This is a genomic window from Pseudomonas sp. CFBP 13719 (assembly GCF_014842095.1).
GTDB lineage: Bacteria > Pseudomonadota > Gammaproteobacteria > Pseudomonadales > Pseudomonadaceae > Aquipseudomonas.
Window position 1 is genome coordinate 874,864 of the sequence record NZ_JACYVB010000003.1, and the last position, 23,454, is coordinate 898,317.

Annotated in this window: 21 protein-coding genes; 11 read left to right on the top strand and 10 right to left on the bottom strand. The window is 61.1% G+C overall.

Features of this window, described 5'->3' with window-relative positions; translation table 11 throughout:
* Nucleotides 1-157 precede the first annotated feature (157 nt).
* The 4 genes from IFT57_RS14325 (at nucleotide 158) to IFT57_RS27280 (ending at nucleotide 2,509) form a co-directional block, all read left to right on the top strand.
* Entirely contained in the window at nucleotides 158-418 is a 261-nt protein-coding gene (locus IFT57_RS14325; RefSeq protein ID WP_192151821.1) for a hypothetical protein, read from the top strand.
* A gap of 106 nt (nucleotides 419-524) precedes the next feature.
* Complete coding sequence (locus tag IFT57_RS14330) at nucleotides 525-791, top strand: DUF6555 family protein (protein WP_122477350.1); 267 nt, start codon at nucleotides 525-527, stop codon at nucleotides 789-791.
* Nucleotides 792-1,055: 264 nt separating this feature from the next.
* Nucleotides 1,056-2,282 carry a zinc-dependent alcohol dehydrogenase gene (locus IFT57_RS14335; RefSeq protein WP_122715757.1) on the top strand — a complete coding sequence of 409 codons (1,227 nt, stop codon included), beginning with the start codon at nucleotides 1,056-1,058 and terminating at the stop codon, nucleotides 2,280-2,282.
* 128 nt (nucleotides 2,283-2,410) lie between these two features.
* The gene (locus IFT57_RS27280; protein ID WP_446730936.1) at nucleotides 2,411-2,509 is read left to right on the top strand and encodes a hypothetical protein; all 99 of its coding nucleotides are present in this window, start codon (nucleotides 2,411-2,413) and stop codon (nucleotides 2,507-2,509) included.
* A gap of 100 nt (nucleotides 2,510-2,609) precedes the next feature.
* Here the strand turns inward: IFT57_RS27280 and IFT57_RS14340 are convergent, their stop codons facing one another.
* Complete coding sequence (locus IFT57_RS14340) at nucleotides 2,610-4,190, bottom strand: GGDEF domain-containing protein (protein WP_192151822.1); 1,581 nt, start codon at nucleotides 4,188-4,190, stop codon at nucleotides 2,610-2,612.
* A gap of 260 nt (nucleotides 4,191-4,450) precedes the next feature.
* Nucleotides 4,451-6,625 carry a glycogen debranching protein GlgX gene (gene glgX, locus IFT57_RS14345; RefSeq protein WP_240998755.1) on the bottom strand — a complete coding sequence of 725 codons (2,175 nt, stop codon included), beginning with the start codon at nucleotides 6,623-6,625 and terminating at the stop codon, nucleotides 4,451-4,453.
* 227 nt (nucleotides 6,626-6,852) lie between these two features.
* Between glgX and IFT57_RS14350 the strand changes: the two genes are divergently transcribed.
* Nucleotides 6,853-7,293 (top strand): response regulator, encoded by a 441-nt coding sequence (locus IFT57_RS14350; RefSeq protein WP_122796387.1) that lies wholly within the window; start codon nucleotides 6,853-6,855, stop codon nucleotides 7,291-7,293.
* Complete coding sequence (locus IFT57_RS14355; protein ID WP_192151823.1) at nucleotides 7,286-8,293, top strand: sensor histidine kinase; 1,008 nt, start codon at nucleotides 7,286-7,288, stop codon at nucleotides 8,291-8,293. The genes IFT57_RS14350 and IFT57_RS14355 overlap by 8 nt, the downstream gene beginning before the upstream one ends.
* 54 nt (nucleotides 8,294-8,347) lie before the next feature.
* Here IFT57_RS14355 and hpxO read toward each other — a convergent pair whose 3' ends face one another.
* From hpxO to IFT57_RS14370, 3 genes are all read right to left on the bottom strand, one after another.
* A complete protein-coding gene (gene hpxO / locus IFT57_RS14360; protein ID WP_192151824.1) occupies nucleotides 8,348-9,505 on the bottom strand; it encodes an FAD-dependent urate hydroxylase HpxO in 1,158 nt (385 codons plus the stop codon).
* 178 nt (nucleotides 9,506-9,683) lie between these two features.
* Nucleotides 9,684-11,402 carry a ubiquinone-dependent pyruvate dehydrogenase gene (gene poxB, locus IFT57_RS14365; protein WP_192151825.1) on the bottom strand — a complete coding sequence of 573 codons (1,719 nt, stop codon included), beginning with the start codon at nucleotides 11,400-11,402 and terminating at the stop codon, nucleotides 9,684-9,686.
* A 209-nt stretch (nucleotides 11,403-11,611) separates the two neighbouring features.
* Nucleotides 11,612-12,022, bottom strand: coding sequence for a DUF3597 domain-containing protein (locus IFT57_RS14370; protein ID WP_122477338.1), 411 nt, complete (start codon nucleotides 12,020-12,022; stop codon nucleotides 11,612-11,614).
* A gap of 240 nt (nucleotides 12,023-12,262) precedes the next feature.
* On the opposite strand from IFT57_RS14370, the gene IFT57_RS14375 reads away from it, so the two are divergent.
* A complete protein-coding gene (locus IFT57_RS14375) occupies nucleotides 12,263-12,631 on the top strand; it encodes a histone-like nucleoid-structuring protein, MvaT/MvaU family (protein WP_122477336.1) in 369 nt (122 codons plus the stop codon).
* Nucleotides 12,632-12,719: 88 nt separating this feature from the next.
* Entirely contained in the window at nucleotides 12,720-13,046 is a 327-nt protein-coding gene (locus tag IFT57_RS14380) for a hypothetical protein (RefSeq protein ID WP_192048937.1), read from the top strand.
* 55 nt (nucleotides 13,047-13,101) lie between these two features.
* Here IFT57_RS14380 and IFT57_RS14385 read toward each other — a convergent pair whose 3' ends face one another.
* From IFT57_RS14385 to IFT57_RS14400, 4 genes are all read right to left on the bottom strand, one after another.
* Nucleotides 13,102-15,333, bottom strand: a complete 2,232-nt coding sequence (locus tag IFT57_RS14385) for a xanthine dehydrogenase family protein molybdopterin-binding subunit (protein ID WP_192151826.1) — start codon at nucleotides 15,331-15,333, stop codon at nucleotides 13,102-13,104.
* On the bottom strand, nucleotides 15,330-16,325 hold the full coding sequence (locus IFT57_RS14390; RefSeq protein WP_192059874.1) for an FAD binding domain-containing protein: 996 nt from the start codon (nucleotides 16,323-16,325) through the stop codon (nucleotides 15,330-15,332). Before IFT57_RS14390 ends, IFT57_RS14385 begins: the two co-directional genes overlap by 4 nt.
* Nucleotides 16,325-16,900 carry a (2Fe-2S)-binding protein gene (locus IFT57_RS14395; RefSeq protein WP_244647987.1) on the bottom strand — a complete coding sequence of 192 codons (576 nt, stop codon included), beginning with the start codon at nucleotides 16,898-16,900 and terminating at the stop codon, nucleotides 16,325-16,327. Before IFT57_RS14395 ends, IFT57_RS14390 begins: the two co-directional genes overlap by 1 nt.
* A gap of 467 nt (nucleotides 16,901-17,367) precedes the next feature.
* Nucleotides 17,368-18,225, bottom strand: a complete 858-nt coding sequence (locus tag IFT57_RS14400) for an AraC family transcriptional regulator (protein ID WP_244657346.1) — start codon at nucleotides 18,223-18,225, stop codon at nucleotides 17,368-17,370.
* Between the two features lie 227 nt (nucleotides 18,226-18,452).
* On the opposite strand from IFT57_RS14400, the gene IFT57_RS14405 reads away from it, so the two are divergent.
* Entirely contained in the window at nucleotides 18,453-19,685 is a 1,233-nt protein-coding gene (locus IFT57_RS14405) for an MFS transporter (RefSeq protein WP_244657315.1), read from the top strand.
* Between the two features lie 37 nt (nucleotides 19,686-19,722).
* Here the strand turns inward: IFT57_RS14405 and IFT57_RS14410 are convergent, their stop codons facing one another.
* Complete coding sequence (locus tag IFT57_RS14410; protein WP_192151827.1) at nucleotides 19,723-20,616, bottom strand: LysR family transcriptional regulator; 894 nt, start codon at nucleotides 20,614-20,616, stop codon at nucleotides 19,723-19,725.
* A 100-nt stretch (nucleotides 20,617-20,716) separates the two neighbouring features.
* Between IFT57_RS14410 and IFT57_RS14415 the strand changes: the two genes are divergently transcribed.
* Nucleotides 20,717-21,886 carry a mandelate racemase/muconate lactonizing enzyme family protein gene (locus tag IFT57_RS14415; protein ID WP_122796377.1) on the top strand — a complete coding sequence of 390 codons (1,170 nt, stop codon included), beginning with the start codon at nucleotides 20,717-20,719 and terminating at the stop codon, nucleotides 21,884-21,886.
* Nucleotides 21,887-21,987: 101 nt separating this feature from the next.
* On the top strand, nucleotides 21,988-23,295 hold the full coding sequence (gene dctA / locus IFT57_RS14420; protein ID WP_122796376.1) for a C4-dicarboxylate transporter DctA: 1,308 nt from the start codon (nucleotides 21,988-21,990) through the stop codon (nucleotides 23,293-23,295).
* The last annotated feature ends 159 nt before the right edge of the window (nucleotides 23,296-23,454 follow it).

Genomic DNA, 23,454 nt, shown 5'->3' on the forward strand with positions numbered 1-23,454 from the left:
CCGGCATTGCTGTAGCTTCTCCTGCCGAGCCGTGGAAAAACTAATGGCTGCGGGGAGGCGGTTTCGGCCAACATCGGCTATAGCTTGTACAGCCCCGGGCGATTTCTGCCGGCTTCTTCCCCCCGCCTTCTCGACATCGACCGTCAAGGGTGACTCCATGGCTTCCATCGAAGCGGTACTAGCAGGGCTCGACCCGCCACTGAAACATGAAACCCACATGGAGGAAGGGCTGCTCAACCTGACCCTGATCGACCCCAGTGTCCCCGCGCAAGTGATGCGCAGCCTGGCGCCCCATGAGTACAAGGACAGCACCACGTTTCGCCTGCTGGTGCTGTATGCGGTCAACGAAATCCGTGGCAAGGGCTCCCATGCGCCACTGGAAGTGATGCCCGCCATGGAATGGGACTCGCACACCTGATTGCAGAGGGCTTGCCAGGCAAGCGACAACTCGTCGCTGTCCTGCACATTTTCTGAATTTTTCCTGCGTATCACAACTCAATGATGAGTCAACGCAGGAGATCACCATGCCGAACCCAACACTGTTCATCATTGACTACCGGCTCCATGGAGCGGAAAAGTCGTTCATCATCCGTCTACCGACCCTGAACAATGCCGATGCCTGGCATTGGGCGAGTTGCGATGCAGGGGTCGGTGTCATACCCAAGTTCGGCCGCGAACGGGTGCAGAAAGTCAGCAAGCCCAAGGCCGAGCAATATGGCATTACCGATGTGCGCTGGAGGCCGTCCGGCCAGCAGGCGCGTGAAGAGCTGGGAATCGAAACGGCTCATTGAGCCGTCTGATCTCCGCTTCGCTGCGCCGCCTTCGTTTCATCCGTTGTTGCAGGACCGTGCCGGGGGTCGCCCACGCAACCCCCGCAGTCAATCCCTTTCGCAGCCAATCCCCTCCGCATTCGATCAGAAATTCCCCTCGCCGCTCCTCGTTCATTCATCCAATATCGCAATGATTCGCGATTCCGCTGAGCACATCCGCTTGAACTTCCCGGTTTTCGTATCCCTCTGCTGATAACCACCCCTGAACAAGAGGCTGCGAAGAGCATGAGAGCACTTACCTACCACGGCGCTCACGACGTCAAGGTCGACACCGTTCCCGACCCCCAGCTGCAGGATGCCGACGACATCATTCTGCGCGTCACGGCCACCGCCATCTGCGGCTCGGACCTGCACCTGTACCGCGGCAAGATACCCACGGTCGAACACGGCGACATCTTCGGCCACGAGTTCATGGGTGTGGTCGAGGAAGTCGGCACCGGCGTCACTGCCGTCAGCCCCGGCGACCGGGTGGTTATCCCCTTCGTGATTGCCTGTGGCAGCTGTTTCTTCTGCAATCTCGACCAATTCGCCGCATGCGAAACGACCAATACCGGTCGCGGGGCGATTATGAACAAGAAGTCGATTCCACCGGGGGCGGCATTGTTCGGTTTCAGCCACCTCTATGGCGGTGTGCCTGGCGGGCAAGCCGAATACGTGCGCGTACCGAAGGCCAACACCGGTCCGTTCAAGGTGCCAGGCACGCTTGCCGACGAGAAGGTACTGTTTCTTTCCGACATTCTGCCGACCGCTTTCCAGGCCGTGAAGAACACCGAGATCGGCCAGGGCTCGAGCATCGCCATCTACGGCGCTGGCCCCGTCGGACTGCTTTGCGCTGCCGTGGCGCGGATGCTCGGTGCCGAGCGTATCTTCATGGTCGATCACCACCCCTACCGCCTGGCGTATGCGCAACAGGCCTACGGTGTGATTCCGATCAATTTCGATGAAGACGATGATCCGGCCGACACTATCATCCGCCAGACTCCCGGCTCGCGCGGTGTCGACGGGGTGGTGGATGCGGTGGGCTTCGAAGCCAAGGGCAGCACCACCGAAACCGTGTTGGCGGCACTGAAACTGGAAGGCAGCAGCGGCAAAGCGCTGCGCCAGTGCATCGCAGCCGTGCGTCGCGGCGGCGTGGTCAGCGTGCCGGGTGTATACGCCGGGTTCATCCACGGCTTCCTGTTCGGCGATGCATTCGACAAGGGCCTGACGTTCCGCATGGGCCAGACCCATGTGCAGCGCTATCTGCCGGAGCTGCTCGAGCATATCGAAGCGGGCCGCCTGACGCCCGAAACCATCATCACTCACCGCATGTCGCTGGAACAGGCTGCCGAAGGCTACAAGATCTTCGACAAAAAGCAGGAAGACTGCCGCAAGGTCATTCTCACGCCGGGCGAGCCGACCATCGAAGCTCCAGTCGTCGAGCCGACCGCAGGTGTCATTCCGGCGCTTTGAGGTAACGCACAGCAAGGCTGGGTGATGCCTGGCCTTGGCTGCTGCGCGCCAACGGACAGGGAACACTGATCGACATTGGATGAAACGAGCGCTGCAGGTGGCTGTCTAGAGCAGTAACACCCATTGAAGTGAGTCATCCCATGTTGAAGTTTCTTGGCAGTACCGTCGGTATCATCTTCCTGATCGGCCTGGTCGTGGTCATCGGCCTGTTCAAGCTGGTCTTCTGAACCCTGTCGGGGCGCTCATCGAGCGCCCCTGCCCTGCCCGGGCCGCTGTGCACTGCACGCTATTTCCCGCACTTCCTCCGCAAGCCCCAGTCACTGCCTGTCAAACGGCGCCTGCCATTGCCACGCCCTGCCGACCTTCCAGCTTGACCTGATACATCGCCTGATCTGCCGCCTTGAGCAACGTGTCCAGGTCTTCGCCGTGGACGGGGCACAGCGAGATCCCGACACTGCCCGACAGTGAAAGCGCGCCGACGCTGGTAGTGATTGGCAGCTCGATAGCATCCAGCAGTTGCTGCGCCTTGAGAATCACGCTGTCCGGATTGGCCAGATCGGACACCAGCGCCACAAACTCATCACCCCCGTAACGGGCGACCGTGTCGTAATGGCGCACCGTCTCGCGCATGCGTCTAGCCAAGGTCTGCAGAACCTGATCACCGACCGCATGGCCGTGTTCGTCATTGATCTGCTTGAAATGATCGAGGTCGATCAGCATGACCGCGAACGGCACCCCTTGCTCGGTCCATTGCTGCAGTGCCTGAGCGAAGCGATCTGCCAGCAGGTAGCGGTTGGGCAACTGGGTGAGCACGTCGTGGGTGGCCAGAAATGCCGAACGTTCATGCTCCAGTTCAGCGGCCTCTATGGCCGAGAAGTGCCTGACCAGAACCAGCGGCACTACAACCAGACTGGCCATCAGGATGGCCAGAATCAATAGATTCCCAGGCCCCAGCACATCCATCAGGCGCAGTTGTCGCTGAAAGCTGAGTGAGACCGGTTGCGTAGGGCTGTCCACGTACACACTGTCGGTCAGCCGCGGCAAGGCGAGTTCGTCCCACCAACGTCCGGCCACCGGCTCCATGGCAACCACCTGACTGGGGTTGTCATCGCTGTGCAACTGAGCACTCACTGCCACGCGCGCGTCGCTGTTGTGGCGCACGATGGCGCCCAGCAGTGCATCGGTCTTGATCAGCAGCATGGCCACCATGGTGCTGCCGAAGAAATTCGGCAAGGTGTGCTGGGTATCCTCATCGGAACGCGACACCGACTTCATCAGAATGTAGGCGTCGCCGCCTTCATGCAGGGCGAACACCGGCGACACCACCGGCAGCGAGTTCTGACGAATGCGCGCCAACGCGTTGGCCAGGTATGGCACTGTTTCCAGGCGCACGCCATAGATGACGCTGGCTTGCGGCAACTGCGGCGACATGAACAGAATGGGCCAGGTCGCCTCCGCTGCGGCTCGCGAATCACCGGTTGCTGGCGCGGCCGCCACGAGCCGATTCAGCTCGACGCCTTGCGCAGCGAAATTCTTCAATTCGAAATCGGGCAGCCAGGTGCGTCGCAGCAATGCAGCAAAATCGAATTGCTCGTTCACCGGTACGCTACGCGCCACTTCCAGCATGTAGATGTGCGGGTACGCCGCCAGCACGGCCGCGCCGTAGCGGGCTGCCGCATCGGTATCGCTCTGCTTGACCGCCTGCAGGAAAGCCGCAAAGCCTGCCAGCACAGCATCATTGGTGTCGAGCTGATTGCGCACAGTGCCGGCGATGCTCTGCACATATTCGGAAAAGCGCGTCTCCTGCCGCTGGATTTCGGACCGCAACAGCGAGAACGCCGAAAACACGATCAAGCCGAGCGCCAGGCCGATAAAACCTGCGAGCGATGGGCGGCGTCTGATCAACATCGTAGCGGTATCCAACGCACGGGGGTGCACGGGCAGTGAGATTCGGGGTCGTCGAAGGGCGTCATGGGTGGCTGCGCAAGGGCAGCAAAGGATGATGTCGACGGTACGCACGGCCGCCAGTCAGAGGTTTGACCGGCGCCTGCAGAGCAAGCTAGCAAATTGCCATCTCAGCGTCTACAGCGTCTCGTCGCTATCGAGGAAGGACAGATGCCCCACGGTGGCCAGGACTGGCCAACGTGGGGCATCGGGTTGCAGCGGTATCAGCGACGCTTCTTGCTCACTGGCTTGGCCAGTTCGAACATCAGTACCGAACGTCCGGTGACGGCGTACTCGGTGCCGAAGTCGAACGACTCACCGGCTTCGAAGTCGGTCTGGTTGGTGTCCAGTTGCAGGATCCAACGCTTGCCTTCCGGCACTTCCGGCAAGGTGAAGCCAACCACGTCGTGGTGCGCGTTGACCACGATCAACAACGAATGGTCGACCCCGGCGCGACGGATACCACTGGACTGGGTACGGCCATCGAGCAGGATGCCCATGCAGCGGTTGCTGCCGTCCTGCCATTGCTCGACGCCCATCTCGCTGCCGTTCGGCTGGATCCAGCTGACATCCTTGATGCCCAGGCTTTCGTCATAGGCACCGGTGAAGAAGCGATTGCGGCGCAGCAGCGGATAGCGATTGCGCAACTCGATCAAGTATTTGACGAAGTCCTGCAGCTCACTGCTCTGCTCGCTGATGTTCCAGTCAACCCAGCCGATTTCGCTGTCCTGGCAATAGGCATTGTTGCTGCCACCCTGGGTGCGAGCGAACTCATCGCCAGCCAGCAGCATCGGCGTACCCTGGGCAAGGAACAGCGTCGCCAGCAGGTTGCGCATCTGCCGGTAGCGCAGCGCGACGATTTCCGGATCATCGGTCGGGCCTTCGACGCCGCAGTTCCATGAGCGGTTGTCGGAGTGACCATCGCGGTTGTCTTCACCGTTGGCTTCGTTGTGCTTCTCGTTGTACGACACCAGGTCGTTCAGCGTGAAGCCATCGTGCGCAGTGATGAAGTTGACCGAGGACGCCGGCTTGCGACCACGGCGGTTGAACTGATCGCCCGAGCCGAGGAAGATTTTCGCGAAATCGCCAAGCATCTCGTCGTCGCCCTTCCAGAACGCACGGGAGATATCGCGGAACTTGTCGTTCCATTCCATCCAGCCCGGCGGGAAGTTGCCCACCTGATAGCCGCCCGGCCCGCAGTCCCACGGCTCGGCAACCAGCTTGACCTTGGCCAGGACCGGATCCTGGCGGCAGGCATCGAGGAAACCGCCGCCTTCGCTGAAGCCATGGGCTTCACGACCCAGAATGGTCGCGAGGTCGAAGCGGAAGCCGTCCACGCCCATTTCCGAACTCCAGTAGCGCAAGGAGTCGGTGACCATCTGCAAGACGCAGGGGTGGCTCATGTTCAGGGTGTTGCCGGTGCCGGTGTCATTGATGTAGTAACGCGCATCGTCTGGCATCAAGCGGTAATAGTTGGCGTTGTCGATACCCTTGAGCGACAGGGTCGGGCCCATCTCGTTGCCTTCGGCAGTGTGGTTGTAGACCACGTCGAGAATCACTTCCAGTCCGGCCTTGTGGAAGCGCGAGACCATGACCTTGAATTCGGCGATCGACGAGCCAGCCATGAAACGGGCGTGCGGCGCGAAGAAGCCCAGGGTGTTGTAGCCCCAGAAATTGTGCAGGCCCTTTTCCAGCAGATGGTTGTCATCGAGGAAATAGTGAACCGGCATCAGCTCGACCGACGTGACACCCAGGGAACGGATGTATTCGACCACGTCATTCTCGTGGAAGGCCGCAAAGGTACCGCGCTCCGACTCACGTACCGAAGGATGGCGCATGGTGAAGCCGCGCACGTGGGTCTCGTAGAAAATGGTCTTTTCCCACGGCACGTTAGGCTTGGCTGTGTTGCCCCAGGTGAAGGCCGGATCGATCACACGGCAGCGTGGCATGAACGGTGCACTGTCACGCTCGTCGAACGACAGGTCGCCGTCTTCGTGACCCACGGTGTAGCCGAACAGCGCGTCGTCCCACTTCAATTCGCCCGAGATCTGCTTGGCGTAGGGGTCGATCAACAGTTTGTTGGCGTTGAAACGGTGGCCGTTGGCAGGATCATATGGACCGTGCACGCGGTAACCGTACAATGTGCCCGGGCGCGCATCGGGCAGGTAACCGTGCCAGATCTCGTTGGTGAATTCAGGCAGCGCGATGCGTTCGATCTCTTCGACGCCGTCGGCATCGAACAGGCACAACTCAACCTTGGTGGCGTTGGCGGAAAAGATTGCAAAATTGACGCCCGACCCATCCCAGGTCGCGCCCAATGGGTACGGCAAGCCCTCGCTGACACGGCTGGCGGGACGTTCCTGGCTTGACGCACTGTCATTCATTGATTGATCAGACATGATCAAACACTCCGGAAATAGGTTGAGCCTGAGCTCTGAGGTAGACGACCAAAACGGTCTACTGATAGAAGCGCGCACAGCCGAACAGTTCAGGATATTTTTCAGCCGTGAATGAGGGTCTGGTTGGAAGCCGGCGACGCGAGATTGAACGCACTGGTTTATTGACGCTCTTAAAACAAGCTTTGCAAGAAGAGCGCAAGCGCCCTTGAAGAGAATGAGTTAACTCAATGCGTATCCTGCTGATAGAAGACGATCCAATCCTGGCGCTACTGGCCGAGATAGCTCTGGAGGAAGATGGCCATGAGATCATCGGTCCTGCGTATGACGTCGCCGGAGCGCTGTCGCTGGCGCACGACCATGCCATTGACGTGGCATTCGTCGACATCAATCTGGATGGTCACGACGAAGGCGTAGGCCTGGCGCAGACACTCTACGAGCAATTCAAGATCCACTCGCTGTTCGTCAGTGGCCAGATCGATGTGGCCAAGGCCAACAGCGGCTACGCGTTGGGTTTGCTGTCCAAGCCCTACAGCCCCAATGACCTGTCGCGCAGCGCACACATCGTGCATTCGCTGGTCAAAGGTGAACTACCCTTGAATCGACCGCTGCCAGTGCCCTTGAAGCTTTTCACAGAATCGCGCGGCCTATATGGAAAGAAGCATGAGTGAACCCACAGATCTCCCGGGCATGGGACCAGGACTTGGTGAAACCGAGTTTCGCGAGTTGGCTGACAACGCGCCGGTATTGATCTGGCGTGCGGGTACCGACAAACAATGCGACTGGTTCAACAAACCCTGGCTCGACTTCACAGGCAAGACCCAGGACCAGCTCTGCGGCTATGGCTGGGGGGATGACGTGCACCCCGATGATCTGGAGATGTGCACGCGCAACTACGAACAGGCCTTCGACGCCCGGGAGCCCTTCACTACCCCGTATCGCCTGCGCCGCCACGACGGCAGCTACCGGTGGTTCCTCGACCACGGCGCGCCGTTCTATCGGCAGGGAGTGTTTGCCGGCTACTTCGGCAGCTGCACCGATATCACCGCACAGAAAGAGCTCGAGGCGCATCAGGACGTGCTGGTTTCCGAGCTGAATCATAGGGTCAAGAACAACCTGCAACTGATCATCGCTTTCCTGCAGATGTCCAAGCTGCGCGCTCAGGGCGACGAAGCTCGGCAGCTGCTCGAATCCGCCATCGCGCGCATCCAGGGCGTGGGCACGGTTCAGGCCGAGCTGTATCGCAACGCGTCCGGCACCGTCGATCTGGCGCATTACCTCCCCCACCTGGTGCGGGCATCGATCCAGGCAGAGCGCGACGACAGCATTCATCTGACCGTCGATACCGAAACTGTCCACGCCCCGTTCAAGCTGGCCTCGGACCTGGGCTTGATCGTCAACGAGCTGGTGGCCAACGCCATCCATCACGGCAACCAACGCACCACCCACATCCATTTTGCCTTGAAGCGCCTGGGTAGCGGTGAGCTGCAGTTGACGGTGAGCGATCGCGGACCAGGCTTCTCCCCGGCTCAGTTGTCGAATACAGGTGCGTCGGGGTCCAAGCTCAGCGGCCAGGGCCTGATCGGCGCGCTGGCCAAGCGCTGCGGTGCAGTGCTCAACCGCAGCAACGCAGAGGGCGCCGTGGTCACACTGACCTTGCCGCACCCCTAGGCTGGCTTTGCCGCACTCCTGGTTTGCCGCACCCCTGGACAGTGCAGCTGTGCGCTACAGCGGGCTGCCCTCGTCGGTCTTGATCAGGCCACCCAGAATGTCGCTGCCGTCGCTGCCTGCCAGCGCTGCGTACCATTGGCGGGTGTCTTCCGGAACTTCACCGTGGATGATCGCCGCCCGCTCGCGGGCCTTGATCACCAGAGCGGCGACGCGCTCTGCGCGTGCAGTCTCATAGGCCGCCAACGCGGCTGCCGGGGTCTGCTCGCGTTCGATGCAGCGGGCCAGCACCCACGCATCTTCCATGGCCTGGCAACCACCCTGTCCTATATTGGGAGTCATGGCATGGGCGGCGTCGCCAAGCAGCGCAACCCGCGCGCCGACCAAACGAGGGACTCGCTCGGTGTCATGGATTTCCACCCGTGCAACGCCTGCCGGATCCAGCCGTTGCAGCAGGCGCTGCACCGGCTCGGGCCAATCGGCAAAGTGCTGCTCGAGTTCGGCGCTGTAGTCTTCACGAACGTTGGGCGTGCCTGCCGGCAGCGGCACGTCGAAGAAATAATACAGCTCACCGTTACCCATGGGCATCAGTGACACCCGCTTGTGCTCGCCGACGTACTGCACCCATTCGTCTGCGGGCGCGAGGTCGGCGGCTGACCGGATCCGACCATTCCAATTGACGTAGCCGCAATAGCGCCGAGGAATCGGTCGGCCGGCAATCTTGTCGCGCAGCACCGAGTGGGTGCCGTTTGCCGCTATCAGCAGGTCGGCTGTCACCGTTTCACCCGTCGACAGCATGATTTGCACATGGGTCTGGCTTTCTTCGTAATCCAGGCACGCAACCCCCAAGGTCACGTTCTGCATCCCCACCGCCTCCAGCAGAATGCCTTGCAGGCGTGCGCGCGCAATCGGAAACGCTCGCCGCCGAGCATGGTTGTACAAGGGTTGCAGATCGAAACGCGTGAGCAGACGGTCCTGGTGGTCGCTGTAACTCATGCTCTGCATGTGGCCACCTGCGCGCTCGATGGACTCACCCAGGCCCAGTGCATCCAGCACCCGCACACCGTTGGGCCAGATGGAAATGGCCGCGCCGACCGGCGCCAGTTCGGCCGCACGTTCGTAGACGTGAACCCGGTGACCAGCCTGTTGCAGGGCCGCAGCGGCACTGAGGCCGCCCATGCCGGCACCGGCGATGACGATATTCAAGGATTCCATGGCTTCTCCACTCAGATCGGTTTGATCCGGGACCGTGCAAAAAGCTGTCCAATTGATCAGAAACCGTCAACGGCAGAGATTACGCCGGTAAGTCAGACGCGCCCAGTGAGACTGGGCGTCAAACCAGTGCGACGCTGGGCGGTGCGCACCGGTTTGCACCGGTTTGCAGCGTCCGGGTTCAACGCAGCAGGTTGTTCTTGGCCAGATTGACCAGCTCCTTGGCCCGTCCGTCGAGCACTGCGCGCATCATGAACAAGCCGAAACCTTTGACGTTTGCCGCCGTGATTTCCGGCGGCATGATCAATTCCTGACGCTCGCTGACCACATCCACCAATACCGGCCCATCGTGCTCGAACGCCTCGATCAGGGCGGCACGCAGATCCTGCGGTTTCTCCACGCGGATGCCCTTGATGCCCATGCCCTGTGCGAACGTCGCGAAGTTCGGATTCTTCAGCTCGCAGCCCACATCCACCAGACCGCTGGCCTTCATTTCCATTTCGACGAAGCCCAGCGTGCCGTTGTTCAGGACGATGACCTTGACCGGCAGGTTGGCCTGGCTGAGGGTCAGGAAGTCACCCATCATCATGGCGAAGCCGCCGTCCCCGGACATCGACACGACCTGGCGATCAGGGTAGGCCGCCTGCGCGCCGATGGCCTGCAGCATGGCGTTGGCCATCGAGCCATGGTTGAACGAGCCGATCAGCCGCCGCTTGCCGTTCATTTTCAGATAGCGCGCGGCCCAAGCCGTGGGCGTGCCCACGTCACAGGTGAACACTGCATCATCGGCGGCCAGCTCACTGACCAGTCGACTGACGTATTGCGGGTGGATGATCGTGCTGTTCGGACCGCTCTCGGCGAGGTCGTCGAGGCCCTTGCGCGCGCTGTCATAGTCCGCCAGCGCCTTGTTCAAATGCATGGTGTCGGTGCGTTCTTCAAGGCGTGGCAGCAGCTGCTGCACGGTGTGCTTGATGTCGCCGATCAAGCCGATAGCCAGTGGGCAGCGGTTGCCCAGGGCCTCAGGCTGCAAATCGATCTGGGCAATGCGCGAGTGCTCCGGAAAGAACTGCCGGTACGGAAAGTTGGTACCGAGCATCAGCAGGGTGTCGCATTCCTTCATGGCATTGAAGCCGGAAGCAAAACCGATCAGGCCAGTCATGCCCACGTCGTAGGGGTTGTCGTACTCCAGGTGCTCCTTGCCGCGCAAGGCGTGGACGATGGGCGCCTTGAGCTGCTTGGCCAGCGCCACGACTTCGCTGTGTGCCCCTGCGCACCCGGCCCCGCACAGCAGGGTGACGCGCTTGCCACCGTTGAGAAACTGGGCGAGCTCATCGAGCTGCAGCGGGGTCGGCACCACCACCGGTGCCTGGGGTGCAATCCACTGGCTCACCGGTGCGTCGAGCGGACTCAGCGCCACATCGCCTGGAATCACTACCACCGCAACGCCGCGGCGACTGATGGCAACGCGCATGGCACGCTCAAGAATCTGCGGCAACTGCTCGGGCCGCGAGACCAGCTCTACATAGTGGCTGCAGTCTTTGAACAGCGACTCGGGGTGGGTCGCCTGAAAGTAGTCTATGCCAATCTCACTGCTGGGAATGTGTGCTGCAATCGCCAGCACCGGCACACCGCTGCGATGACAGTCGAACAAGCCATTGATCAAATGCAGGTTGCCCGGTCCGCAACTGCCTGCACAGACAGCCAGTTCACCGGTCAGATGCGCCTCGCCGCCAGCGGCAAAAGCCCCGGCCTCTTCGTTGCGCATATGTATCCAGTCCAGCCCACCGAGCCGACGCATTGAATCGGTCAGACCATTCAAGGAGTCCCCCACTACACCATAGACGCGTTTGACGCCGGCGTGCTTGAGGGTATTGACCATGAAATCGGCTGCAGTAGGCATGTGGCGCTCCTTTGAAAATATAAGTTCAAGGGGTCTGAGTACCGACACGCCGAGGGTGTTCCGCTCGATTCATTAACAAAAATTATAGAATTGGCCCACGGGTTCTATAAGGGCGCGTGCGCACTGCACGCTGACCAGGTTTTGAAATGCAAGAAAGCCCGACCAGGGTCGGGCTTTCTTATAAGCGGTGCAGCGCGCTGAGCGATATATCAGTTCAGCAATTCCGCAGGCACGGTGCCGCCATTTTCGGCGAGCTTCTTCATCACGGCAGAATGCAACCAGGTGTTCATGGCTGCCGAATCATCGGTGGAACCGGTGTAGTGCAACTCTTCGGCAAGTTCCTTGCGCGCGGTCAGGCTGCTGTCCAGGCCCAGCAATTTGAGCAAGTCGACGATCGATGTACGCCAGTTCAAAGTTTCGCCGTGGCTGGCGGCCATGGCTTCGAGCTTTTGAGCCACATCCACCTGGGTGATCGGCGCAGCGGAAGGCTGGTTAGTGACGGTCGTGGTGGGCGATGCACCTGGCGCAGGGGCGACGGGGGTTTGTGTAGAAGCGTCTGCGTCCGGAACAGCGTGCTTGCCGATACCCAGTTTCTCGAGGATGCTGCTAAAAAAGCTCATTTCGTATCTCCAGATTTCTTGGCTGCTGCCGTGGATTCGACAGCCTACTTAAGACCTGACACCCCTGGCCGCCGAAAAGTTTAATCGAGCCTGCGACATTCCTTGTCCTCGGCCGGATACGAAGGTGGTCACACATTGTAATAAACGTTATTTAGTTGTGGCATCGCTGCGCACACTGCGCCAGAATCACGCCTCGATACCTTTACCTTTTTTATCCACGATCCATGCCTGGGGATACTCATGTCCAAACTTGCTGAATACCGTCAACTCGAACGTCATCTGGCCGAACAACTTGCAGCACTTGAGGCCATGAAAGGCGACAAGGGTCTGGAACAGGAAATCGAGTTCGAGACCAAGTTGCGTTCGCTATTGGGCGAATACAATAAAAGCCTCAGGGACATCGTTTCCATTCTCGACCCGCAGCAAGGCGGCAAACCAGTCAAGGCCAGCGCAGCGCCTGAAAAAGCCACGCGCAAGCCGCGCTCGCTGAAAACCTACAAGAACCCCCACTCGGGTGAAGTCGTCGAAACCAAAGGCGGCAACCACAAGACCTTGAAGGAATGGAAAGCCGAATACGGTTCCGACACTGTCGAAAGCTGGTTGAGCTAAGCCACACCCACCGGCAAGCAGCGACATACGGCCCGCTTGCCGGATTGCATCACCCTCCCCTCACACCGTCCTTGTCGATGATCCCGCGATGTATCCCACCACACCCGATGGACGCTATTTCGTCGTACGCGGCCGGCTCTGGCGATGCAGCAACCCTGCCCTGCCCGAGGCCGTGCGCGAGCATTGGGTCAAGGTGCTCATGGATGCACGGCGAGCGGTCAAGGCCGCCAAGCGCTCGGAAGATCCCGAGGCTCTCACGCAGGCGCGCGCGCAAGTCGATGCCGCCAAGCAGGCTTTGGGCGAACGCGGGGAAGTCTGGTGGGACGACGGCAGCGCCGACGTCAACCGACGCATGGCGCGCAACACCGACTACGCAGAGTGGTATGCGGGGCTGGATGAAGCGTCACTGAAGTAGCTGACACCTGCGTCGTTCAACCGCGCCGAGAGAACCCCGGCGCGGCGACGAGCGATTAAACGCTGACGGTCGGTACCCCATCCATCAGTTTTTCCAGGCTGATCGGCAGGTCACGCACACGCTTGCCGGTGGCATGGTAGACCGCGTTGGCCACTGCAGCCGCCAACCCGGTCACACCGATTTCACCCACACCACGCGCACCGTATTCGTTGAGGTTGTAGTCGGGGTAATCGAGCAGGATCACATCGATGTCCGGCTGATCGGCGTGCACTGGCACCATATACTCCGCGTAGTTGTTGTTCACCGGCATGCCGTTGCGCTCGTCGTAGTCGGTCGACTCGAACAGCGCCATGCCGATGGCCATGACGATGGCGCCTTCGACCTGATTGCGCGCGGTCTTGGCATTGATGATCTTCCCCACATCAATAGCGCTGACCACGCGCGACACGCGCAGGCGGGAGATACCCGGATCCCAGCGCACCTCGACGAAATGCGCGCCGAACGAGCTGAACGCGTGTTTCTTGGTATCGGCCATGCCGGTGTGTGCCTCGCCTTCTGCACTGGCGATCTTCAGCTTCTTGAGTACTTCAGCGAACTCCAGGCTGGTCGAACCGTCCTGCAGACGCCCGTTGCTGACCGTGATCGCTTCTGGCTTGGCATTGGCCAGCCCGCCCTCTTCCGAGGCTGCGAAGCTCTTGAGCTGGGTGAGCGCGGCGCGCGTGGCCTCTGCCACGGCCGGCAAGGCACTGGCGGTCATCCACGAACCGCCGGAAACAGGCGCGGGCGGGTAGGACGAGTTGCCCAGCTCTACCGTGATCCGCTCCAGCGGCAGACCGGTGATGTCACTGACGCACTGGGCAAGCACCGTGTAGGTGCCGGTACCGATGTCCTGGGCACCGCAGTACACCACGGCGCGACCGTCGGAGGTCAGCGAAACCCGTGCTTCGCACGGCGTGCGGAAGGCATCCCAGTTGCACTGCGCCATACCGTAGCCGACGATCTCATGGCCATCGCGCATGCTGCCGATACCCGGCGTACGCTTGGCCCAACCGAAACGCTCGGCGCCTTGCGCCAGCGCTTCGCGCAGATGGTTGCCGGACCACGGCAATTTCTCCTGCTCGTTCTGCTCGGCCCAGTTCAACTGGCGAAACGCGAGCGGGTCCATCTTGCAGCGTTCGGCCAGCTCGTCGATGGCCGACTCCAGCGCGAACAGGCCAGGGGCTGCGCCAGGAGCCCGCATCGAGGTCGGTGCTCCGCGGTTGACCTGCACCGTGCCATGGGTGACTTCGACGTTGGCACACGAGTACAGACTGGCACTCATGCCACCGCAGTTCTCGACATACTGGTCGCCGATCCCGGTGGTGTTGAGTGATTCATGACGCAGGGAAACCAGCTTGCCCTTGCCATCGGCCGCCAGGCGCATGCGCTGGCGGGTCTCCGGACGATGCCCAACCGTGGTGAACATCTGCGCGCGCGGAAGTACCAGTTGCACGGGTCGGCCGACGATCTTGGCTGCTGCACAGGCGGCTACCGAGTGCGGCCAGATCCATAGCTTGCCGCCGAAGCCCGAACCAATGAACGGCGCGCGGACTTCCACGCGCTCGGTGGGCAGACCGAAGATCTGCGCCAGGGTGTTGCGGTGAACCACGACCGATTGGGTGGATTCATACACCACCAGTCGGCCGTTGTCCCACAGCGCAACCGTGGCGTGCATTTCCATCGGGTTGTGGGTTTCCACGGGCGTCGTGTAAGTGGCGTCTACCGTCTGCGCGCCGCCATCGAAGGCGCTGGCTGGATCGCCGCGCTTGTGACCCTGCCCGCCATCGGCAGCTGCCTTGCGCTTCAGACCCTGCTCCAGATTGGCTGCAGCGGCGCTTTCGCTGTAGCTGACCTTGACCTTGTAGGCCGCTTCGCGCGCGTGCTCGAACGTGTCGGCAACCACCAGCGCCACGAACTGCCCGGCATAACGCACGACGTTATCCTCGAACGGCAGCCTTTTCTCGTCGGTACGCGAGCCTGTCAGCACCCCTGCCAGGGAAAAAGGCACGGGCGAGGTATGGAACGCCTGGGGAAAGTTGCCGTGGTGAAGAATTTCCAGCACGCCAGGCGAGCGGCGCGCCGCCTCGATGTCCAAAGATGTGATCGAGCCACTGGCCACGGTGCTGTAGACGCCATAGGCGAAGACCATGCCCTTGGGCTGATGGTCGGCCGCATACTGCGCGCTGCCGGTGACTTTCAGGCGACCGTCGATGCGGCGTGGGGACGCCCCCATGATTGACTCGCTCATGCCATGGCTCCTGTGCTCAGGGTGGAGAGGTTGCGCACGATGGCCTGCTGCCCAAGGGGAATCTTGTAGGCGTTGTGTGCATATGGCTTGGCCCCTTGCAGCGCGATGGCTGCGGCCTTGGCAAAGTTTTCCGGGGTAGCGGCCGCACCGCGCAGTGCGCGCTCGGCTTCCAGCGCACGCCACGGCTTGGTGCCGACGCCGCCCAGCGCGATGCGGGCCTCGCGAATGACCTGCCCGTCCATGACCAGAATCACCGCGCTGGAAGCCAGCGCAAACTGGTACGACGCGCGATCACGCAGCTTCAGGTACGCCGATTTGCCGTTGGCCAATGGTGCATTCAGGGTGACGTGGGTGATCAGTTCGTCAGGCTGCAGCGCATGCTCCTTCCACGGCGTGGCGCCCGGCAGCAAGTGGAAATCCTGGAAGTCGATCTCGCGTTTGCCGTTGGGGCCTTGCACCTGGACGGTCGCGCCAATGGCCGCCATGGCCACGCACATGTCCGAAGGATGGGTGGCAATGCACTGGTCGCTGGTGCCCAGTACCGCGTGCACGCTACGGTTGTGCCCGCCGATGGCAGCACAGCCCGAGCCCGGCACGCGCTTGTTGCAGGCGGAAACGCCGTCGCGGAAATAATTGCAGCGCACCCGCTGCATAACATTGCCGCCAGTGGTCGCCTTGTTGCGCAGCTGGGTGGTCGCCCCTGACAGCAGCGCCTGGGACAGCACCGCGTAATCACTTTTGATACGCGGGTGGTTGGCCAGACGCGTGTTGCTGACCATGGCGCCGATACGGGTCCGGCCATCGCTCAAGGTCTCGACCTGATCCAGCGCCAGGGTATGCACGTCGATCACCCGATCAGGCTGCATGATATCGATCTTGACCAGGTCCAGCAGGGTCGTACCGCCGGCGAGAAACGCCGTGGCTTCATTGCGGGCATGGGTCGCAACGGCCTGTTCGGGGCTGGTTGCGCGGGTGTATTCCAAGGCTCTCATCAGCTGGCTCCCTGTACTTTGCCACGGGCATCCTGTACGGCGGCAAGGATGTTCTTGTACGCGCCACATCGGCAGATGTTGCCGCTCATGGCCTCGCGCACGCTGGCGTCGTCGGCGCCGATGTCCGGGTCCTTGATGATCGCCGCAGCGGTCATCATCTGACCCGAGGTGCAATAACCGCACTGGAAAGCGTCGTGGGCCCAGAAGGCTTCCTGAATGGGGTGCAACTGACCATTGCGCTCCAGGCCTTCGATGGTGGTGATGTCATCGCCCTGGTGCATGGCCGCAAGAGAAAGACAGCTGTTCACCGGCTGACCATTGATGTGCAACGTGCAGGCCCCGCACTGGCCGTGGTCGCAGCCCTTCTTGGTGCCGGTCAGCATCAGGCGGTCGCGCAACACGTCCAGCAGCACGGCGTTGCCGGGCACGTTGAGCGTGTGCGGCTGGCCATTGACTTTGAGCGTGATCCGCTGCTCGCCCTTGGCCAGCGGCTTGTCACTGTCGTCGATAGGCGCCAACTGGGCGGCCTGGGCCCACACCGGGGCGGTGGCAGCGGCCATGCCCGAGATGCCCATGGTGCGCAGGAAATTGCGCCGCGAGGGCGTGGTCAGCTCCTTGAACAGCTCACTGGAACCGTCTGGATCGGGGGAACACTTTTCGGTCGGATCGGTCATGTTGCGGTCCTCATCTATTTTTTATGTCTCGAATCACGGTATTGCTTCGCCTAGTGCAGACACCTGGATGACGCCATTGGTTGAGGTCGTACGTCAGGTGACAGGGCACTATGGTTTCAAAGCGTGTCGCGGATCACGCCATTAAGGACCCACACGATGCTCGACATGGCAGCGAGGGCAGCGTTTGCCGGTGTCTTGCAGAGCGGGTTCAAACCTGCGGGGGCGTCGATGCACTACGGGGAGGCGTCATCGCGTTCGCCGATCCGGCGAATCAGTATGCAGTCGGCTGCGGGACGCCACTTGCCCAATCGAGTGGCGTTCTTGCCTATTTCAGTGAAGGCGACCAGGTAGGCGATAAAGCGGCCAGGCTAGCCGTTTCCGCGCAGGGCCGCGATGTCGCGCTTGGGTGGCGCGCCGAACAGACGCCGGTATTCGCGACTGAACTGCGACGGACTTTCATAGCCCACCTTGAAAGCGGCGCTGGATACGTCCTGATGTTCGCTGAGCATCAATCGTTTCGCTTCATTGAGCCGCAGCCACTTTTGATACTGCAGCGGGCTCATCCGGGTGAGTTGGCGGAAATGATGATGAAAGGTCGGGGTACTCATCTGCACCCTGGCCGCCAGTTCATCGACGCGCAGCGCTGACGTGTAATTCAACTTCAGCCAGTCGATCGCCCTGCCTATCCGATAACCCTGGCCGTCGACCGCGGTGATCTGTCGTAGCCGATCCGCCTGGTCACCTTGTAGAAGCCGGTAGTGGATTTCGCGCTGGATCAGCGGAGCCAGGACGGGAATGGACTGTGGCTCGTCGAACAACGCCAGCAGCCGTTCGAACGAGGCCAGCAACGGCATCGTTACCGAACCGATACCTACACCCTGCACCGCGGCGCGATCACGGGTGGGCGGCAGATCACCCAGCGCTATCAGCTCGGCCAGCATGCGCATATCCAGCTTGAACGTCAGCCCCAGGCATGGCTGTTCGTGGCTGGCAACCAGCACTTCGGAGTTGGCAGGCAGATCCAGCGACGTGATGAGAAACTTCGAGGTGCTGTAGCGATAACCTTCGCCCCCCACCCACAGCCGTTTCTCGCCCTGTGCAACCAGAATGATGCTGGGCTCCACCATGCAGGTCATGGGCGGCGCCGGGCAGTCGCGTCGAAAAAAACCGAGACCTGCAATGTCCGTTCGGTAATCACCCGGCGCCTTGGTGTGCGAAGCGATCATCCGCGTCAGCGCTTCGTGCGTCGCTGAGCCTGGGCCAGTCGTGTCGAATTCGTTCGTCATATTCACCTTGCTCCCGTGTCACGAACTCTAACCCGCCTCTGCTCTTTCGTCCCGCCATCCAGTGCAGACTCATAGGATCAGGCAAGTAATCCAGCGCAATGCGCTACGCAATGACCCATCGGACCACGACAATGTTGGCCGACAAGTCTTTGGAAGAGAACACCCGAATGAACCGATCTTTGACCTCCACCGCTCAGACCGGGGGATCATGGGGCGCCGTCTTCGCCATGTCGCTGGCCGCCTTCGTGCTGGTGGCCTCGGAGTTCATGCCCGTCAGCCTGCTCACCCCCATTGCATCGGACCTGCACATCACCGAGGGCCAGGCCGGCCAGGGCATTTCCGTATCGGGGCTGTTCGCGCTTTTCACCAGTCTTCTGATCTCATCTGTGGCCGCTCGGGTCGACCGTAAACCGCTGCTGGTGTCACTCACACTGCTGATGATCGTTTCCGGAACCGTCGTTGCGTTTGCACCCAACTATTGGGTTTTCATGGGCGGACGTGCACTTATCGGCGTCGCCATCGGCGGATTCTGGTCATTGTCTGCAGCAACCGCCATGCGCTTGGTGCCGGAAAGCCAGGTTACCCGGGCCATGGCTATCGTCAACGGCGGCAATGCTTTGGCAACGGTCGTGGCAGCGCCCCTGGGCAGCTTTCTCGGTGCCATGATCGGCTGGCGCGGCGCGTTCATGGCCCTTCTTCCCGTGGCCGTGATTGCCTGTGCATGGTTGTTGATGAGCCTTCCAACCATGAAAGCGCAAAGCGGGTCGGGCACCGGCAACGTTCTCACGTTGATGAAACGCACCCCGGTAGCCTTGGGCATGATTGCGGTGAGCGTGTTTTTCATGGGCCAGTTCATGCTGTTCACCTATCTGCGTCCGTTTCTGGAAACGGTTACACACGTCAGCGTTTCCATGCTGCCGTTGATGCTGTTGGTGCTGGGCCTGGCCGGGCTGGCAGGCACCTTCCTGATCGAAGCGTTCCTGAAAAATGGCTTGCACCGAACGCTGGCTGTCATCCCTGTCCTGATGGCAGCCATCGCGTTGGCGCTGGTTTCATTTGGCAGCTCGACCGCCATCACCGTAGTCCTGCTGGGGCTTTGGGGAGTGGTTGCGACGGCCGCACCGGTGGGATGGTGGACGTGGCTGGCAAGAACACTGCCAGACGATGCAGAGGCAGGCGGAGGCTTGATGGTAGCAATCATCCAACTGGCCATAGCGTCCGGGGCCATTGTCGGAGGGCTGGTATTCGACGCAAGCGGCTACCGGGCGACCTTTGAAACGAGCGCCGGGTTGCTCGGCGTGGCAGCGGTACTGGCCTGTCTGGCGGGACGCGCGGCAACCCGCGCAGCTGCAGGCGGCACGTCGGTAACAACGCAGCGCGACGCATCGGTCGCCAGGTAGGCGAAGCGCAGAATCAGCGTATCGCACGACCGGTGAGTCAGCTGACAGGCCGCAAATCCATACCTGCTCTCGTCCAAAACGCTTCAGCGGACTGACCCAGGTCCGCTTTCGGCCGAGTCAGATGCACTTCCAGCGGTATGTCCCAGCTCTCGTCGAGCGCCCTCACCAAGCGTCCCTCGTGAAGCTCCTGCTCGGTCAGGCTCTTGGGCAACCAGGCCACGCCTTTGCTTTCAAGGGCCATGGACATGAGCACCGCCGCCAGGTGGCTGCTGAACAGCGGGCGCAGGTGCAGGTAGTCCTCCTTGCCCCGCAGCCTGTGGGCGACGATCCGCCCCAGCCCCGACTCATGGGTATAGGCAAGATACGGCAGTGCGGCGGGCGAGGTGTCGAAGTGCGAGGAGGCACTGGCAAGCGGTACCAGAACGTCTTCTCCGACCTTCTTGCTGATGAACTGATCGGGCGCCAGCAGGGGCGGAACATCGGGATGGCGATGGCAGAGCAGAAACTGGACTTGGCCGTGTATAAGCATCTGCTCGCAGACAGCCATGCTGTCGGAGTGCAGCTGCACCGCTTCGATGGGTGCACCGCTTTCCGAACTGCGCAGCCACCTCGGGAAAAACGTGAACGACAGCGAGTGAGTGGCGGCGAACTTCAGTGAGCGTGCCGACACGCCCGCCACTTCCTGCGCCTCGTTGCGCAGCCGATACAAGTGGCGCGCCGCCTCCTGTGCACCGGGCAGAATCTGCCTCCCTGCCTCTGTCAGGGTCGCGCCATGGGGCGTGCGCACGAACAGTTCCACCCCCATCCAGTTTTCAAGCGAGCGAACCCTGCGGCTGAAGGCCGGCTGGGTGATGTGCCGGGCTTCGGCCGCGCGCACGAAGCTGCCGTATTCGGCAAGCGCCGAAAGGTCTTCAAGCCAGACGAGTTCCAAGGGCCATGCCTTCTGTGCATAGGGTTCGGCATTAATAGCATTGGGCGGGTGACTTCGCAAAGCCTAACGTGGGGCCACAACCCATAAGAGGAACCCCTCCATGCGCATCGTCGACATTCGTGAGAAGACCGTTTCCATCGCCTCCCCCATTGCCAACGCCTACATCGACTTTTCCAAGATGACCTGCTCGGTCGTGGCGGTCATCACCGACGTGATCCGCGATGGCAAACCGGTCATCGGCTACGGCTTCAACTCCAACGGTCGCTATGGCCAGGGTGCGCTGATGCGCGACCGCTTCCTTGCCCGTATCACCGACGCCGACCCCGATACCCTCGTCGATCACGAAAACAACAACCTCGACCCGTTCGCCATCTGGAAAGCGCTGATGACCAACGAAAAGCCTGGAGGCCACGGCGAGCGCTCGGTGGCCGTTGGCACCATCGACATGGCGGTGTGGGATGCGGTCGCCAAGATCGAAGGCAAGCCGCTGTATCGCCTGCTGGCCGACCGCTATCGCAACGGCGTGGCGGACGACAAGGTCTGGGTGTATGCCGCCGGTGGCTACTACTACCCCGGCAAGGACCAGACCAAGCTCAAGGCTGAAATGCAGAGCTATCTGGACCGTGGCTACGACGTGGTCAAGATGAAGATCGGCGCGGTGCCGCTGGATGAAGACATCCGGCGTATCGAAGCAGTGCTCGAAGTGGTCGGCGATGGCCGGCGCCTGGCGGTCGATGCCAATGGTCGCTTCGACCTGCAAACCGGTATCGCCTACGCCGAAGCCATCAAGAAGTACAACCTCTTCTGGTACGAGGAGGTCGGCGATCCGCTGGACTACGCCCTGCAGGCCGAGCTCGCCAATCACTACGAATTGCCCATGGCCACCGGCGAAAACCTGTTCTCCCACCAGGACGCCCGCAACCTGCTGCGCCATGGCGGCATGCGCCCCGACCGTGACTACTTGCAGTTCGACTGCGCACTGTCCTACGGCCTGGTCGAGTACATGCGCACCCTGAAAGTAATGGAAGACATGGGCTGGTCATCGCGCCGCGTGGTCCCGCACGGCGGCCACCAAATGTCGTTGAACATTGCCGCGGGCCTGCACCTGGGTGGCAACGAATCCTACCCGGATGTGTTCCAGCCGTTCGGTGGCTTCGCTGACGGTATCCAGGTCGAAAACGGCTATGTCGGCCTGCCGGACATTCCCGGTGTCGGTTTCGAAGCCAAGTCGGCCCTCTACGCCGTCATGCGCGAGCTTGGCGAAGGCTGATCGCCTCCCTCTGCGGCCTGTGCCAAACAGGCCGCGAACGCTGGCGTCAGGCACTGACGTCACGCCACATGCCCATCACAACAATAAAATGAGGTGCTCTCGTGGAAATCTCCAGAACCCGCTGGTACGGCCAGCTGTATGTGCAAGTGTTGATCGGTATCGTCATCGGTGCCGCCATTGGATACTTCGCTCCCAACATAGGCGCCAAGCTGCAACCGTTTGCCGACGGTTTCATCAAGCTGATCAAAATGCTGCTGGCACCGATCATCTTCGGCACGGTGGTGGTCGGTATCGCCAAGATGGGCAGCATCAAGGAGGTCGGGCGAATCGGTGTGAAAGCCCTGATCTACTTCGAGATTCTGTCGACGATTGCGCTGGTCGTCGGGTTGATCGTGGTCAACATCGTCAAGCCTGGTGTCGGCATGAACATCAACGTCAGCGCCCTGGATGCCAGCGCCATCAATAAATACAGCCAGGCCGCCAGCGAGCAAGGCGGCACCGTCGAGTTCTTTCTCAACATCATCCCGCACACGTTCATCGGCGCCTTTTCCAACGGCGTGATGCTTCAGGTGATACTGCTCTCGGTGTTGATGGGCATTGCCTTGGTTCAGCTGGGCGAAACCAGCAAGCCTCTGATCAATACCATCGATCTGTTCCTGCAAGGGCTGTTCAAGATCGTCGCCATGGTCATGCGTCTGGCTCCGCTTGGCGCCGGTGCCGGTATGGCGTTCACCATTGGTAAATACGGTATCGGTACGCTGCTCTCACTCGGCCAGTTGCTGGTGGCGCTATACATCACCACGTTGATTTTCATCGTCGTGATACTGGGCACGGTCGCCAGGTGGTCAGGCATGCCGTTGATGCAGTTCCTACGCTACTTCAAGGATGAAATCCTCATCACCCTGGGCACCTGTTCCACAGAAGCCGTGCTGCCCCGCATGATGGTCAAGCTGGAAAAACTGGGTTGCAAGAAATCGGTGGTAGGTATGGTGCTACCTACTGGCTACACCTTCAACGCAGACGGTACCTGCATCTACCTGACCATGGCCGCGATCTTCATTGCCCAGGCGACCAACACCCCGCTGACGTTCGCGGACCAGATGATTCTGCTGGCTGTGTTTCTACTGACCTCCAAAGGCTCGGCCGGCGTGGCAGGCGCCGGGTTCGTAACCCTGGCCGCCACGCTCACCACGATCCATTCCATTCCTCTGGTTGGCCTCGTCCTGTTGCTGGGCATCGACCGGTTCCTCAACGAGGCTCGGGCGGTCACCAACCTGATCGGCAACGGCATCGGCACCATCGCAATCGCCAAATGGGACAACTCATTCGATGTCGAGGTGTGTCAGCGTGAGCTTGCCGCCATGAAAGACGAAAAGGCTGCCAGGAAAGCCCTGCTGGCGCAGAAATGACCCATTGCCGAGCCGGCGTTGGCGCGGGTTTCAAAGCACCGGTTGACAGCAATCACCTGCCGTGGACGAGCGACGTGTGGTCGTCGATCTGACTCGACAGACGAAACCTGGAAGCGGCCGTCCGAGCCGTCACTCGCCAGATCAAGTCAGCCTGCCACC

Bases quoted from the DNA above. Each gene is read 5' to 3' on its own strand.
- IFT57_RS14325 (WP_192151821.1), top strand. From the start codon at position 158: ATGGCTTCCATCGAAGCGGTACTAGCAGGGCTCGACCCGCCACTGAAA.
- IFT57_RS14330 (WP_122477350.1), top strand. From the start codon at position 525: ATGCCGAACCCAACACTGTTCATCATTGACTACCGGCTCCATGGAGCG.
- IFT57_RS14335 (WP_122715757.1), top strand. From the start codon at position 1,056: ATGAGAGCACTTACCTACCACGGCGCTCACGACGTCAAGGTCGACACC.
- IFT57_RS14340 (WP_192151822.1), bottom strand. From the start codon at position 4,190: ATGTTGATCAGACGCCGCCCATCGCTCGCAGGTTTTATCGGCCTGGCG.
- glgX (WP_240998755.1), bottom strand. From the start codon at position 6,625: ATGTCTGATCAATCAATGAATGACAGTGCGTCAAGCCAGGAACGTCCC.
- IFT57_RS14350 (WP_122796387.1), top strand. From the start codon at position 6,853: ATGCGTATCCTGCTGATAGAAGACGATCCAATCCTGGCGCTACTGGCC.
- IFT57_RS14355 (WP_192151823.1), top strand. From the start codon at position 7,286: ATGAGTGAACCCACAGATCTCCCGGGCATGGGACCAGGACTTGGTGAA.
- hpxO (WP_192151824.1), bottom strand. From the start codon at position 9,505: ATGGAATCCTTGAATATCGTCATCGCCGGTGCCGGCATGGGCGGCCTC.
- poxB (WP_192151825.1), bottom strand. From the start codon at position 11,402: ATGCCTACTGCAGCCGATTTCATGGTCAATACCCTCAAGCACGCCGGC.
- IFT57_RS14370 (WP_122477338.1), bottom strand. From the start codon at position 12,022: ATGAGCTTTTTTAGCAGCATCCTCGAGAAACTGGGTATCGGCAAGCAC.
- IFT57_RS14375 (WP_122477336.1), top strand. From the start codon at position 12,263: ATGTCCAAACTTGCTGAATACCGTCAACTCGAACGTCATCTGGCCGAA.
- IFT57_RS14380 (WP_192048937.1), top strand. From the start codon at position 12,720: ATGTATCCCACCACACCCGATGGACGCTATTTCGTCGTACGCGGCCGG.
- IFT57_RS14385 (WP_192151826.1), bottom strand. From the start codon at position 15,333: ATGAGCGAGTCAATCATGGGGGCGTCCCCACGCCGCATCGACGGTCGC.
- IFT57_RS14390 (WP_192059874.1), bottom strand. From the start codon at position 16,325: ATGAGAGCCTTGGAATACACCCGCGCAACCAGCCCCGAACAGGCCGTT.
- IFT57_RS14395 (WP_244647987.1), bottom strand. From the start codon at position 16,900: ATGGGCATCTCGGGCATGGCCGCTGCCACCGCCCCGGTGTGGGCCCAG.
- IFT57_RS14400 (WP_244657346.1), bottom strand. From the start codon at position 18,225: ATGATCGCTTCGCACACCAAGGCGCCGGGTGATTACCGAACGGACATT.
- IFT57_RS14405 (WP_244657315.1), top strand. From the start codon at position 18,453: ATGAACCGATCTTTGACCTCCACCGCTCAGACCGGGGGATCATGGGGC.
- IFT57_RS14415 (WP_122796377.1), top strand. From the start codon at position 20,717: ATGCGCATCGTCGACATTCGTGAGAAGACCGTTTCCATCGCCTCCCCC.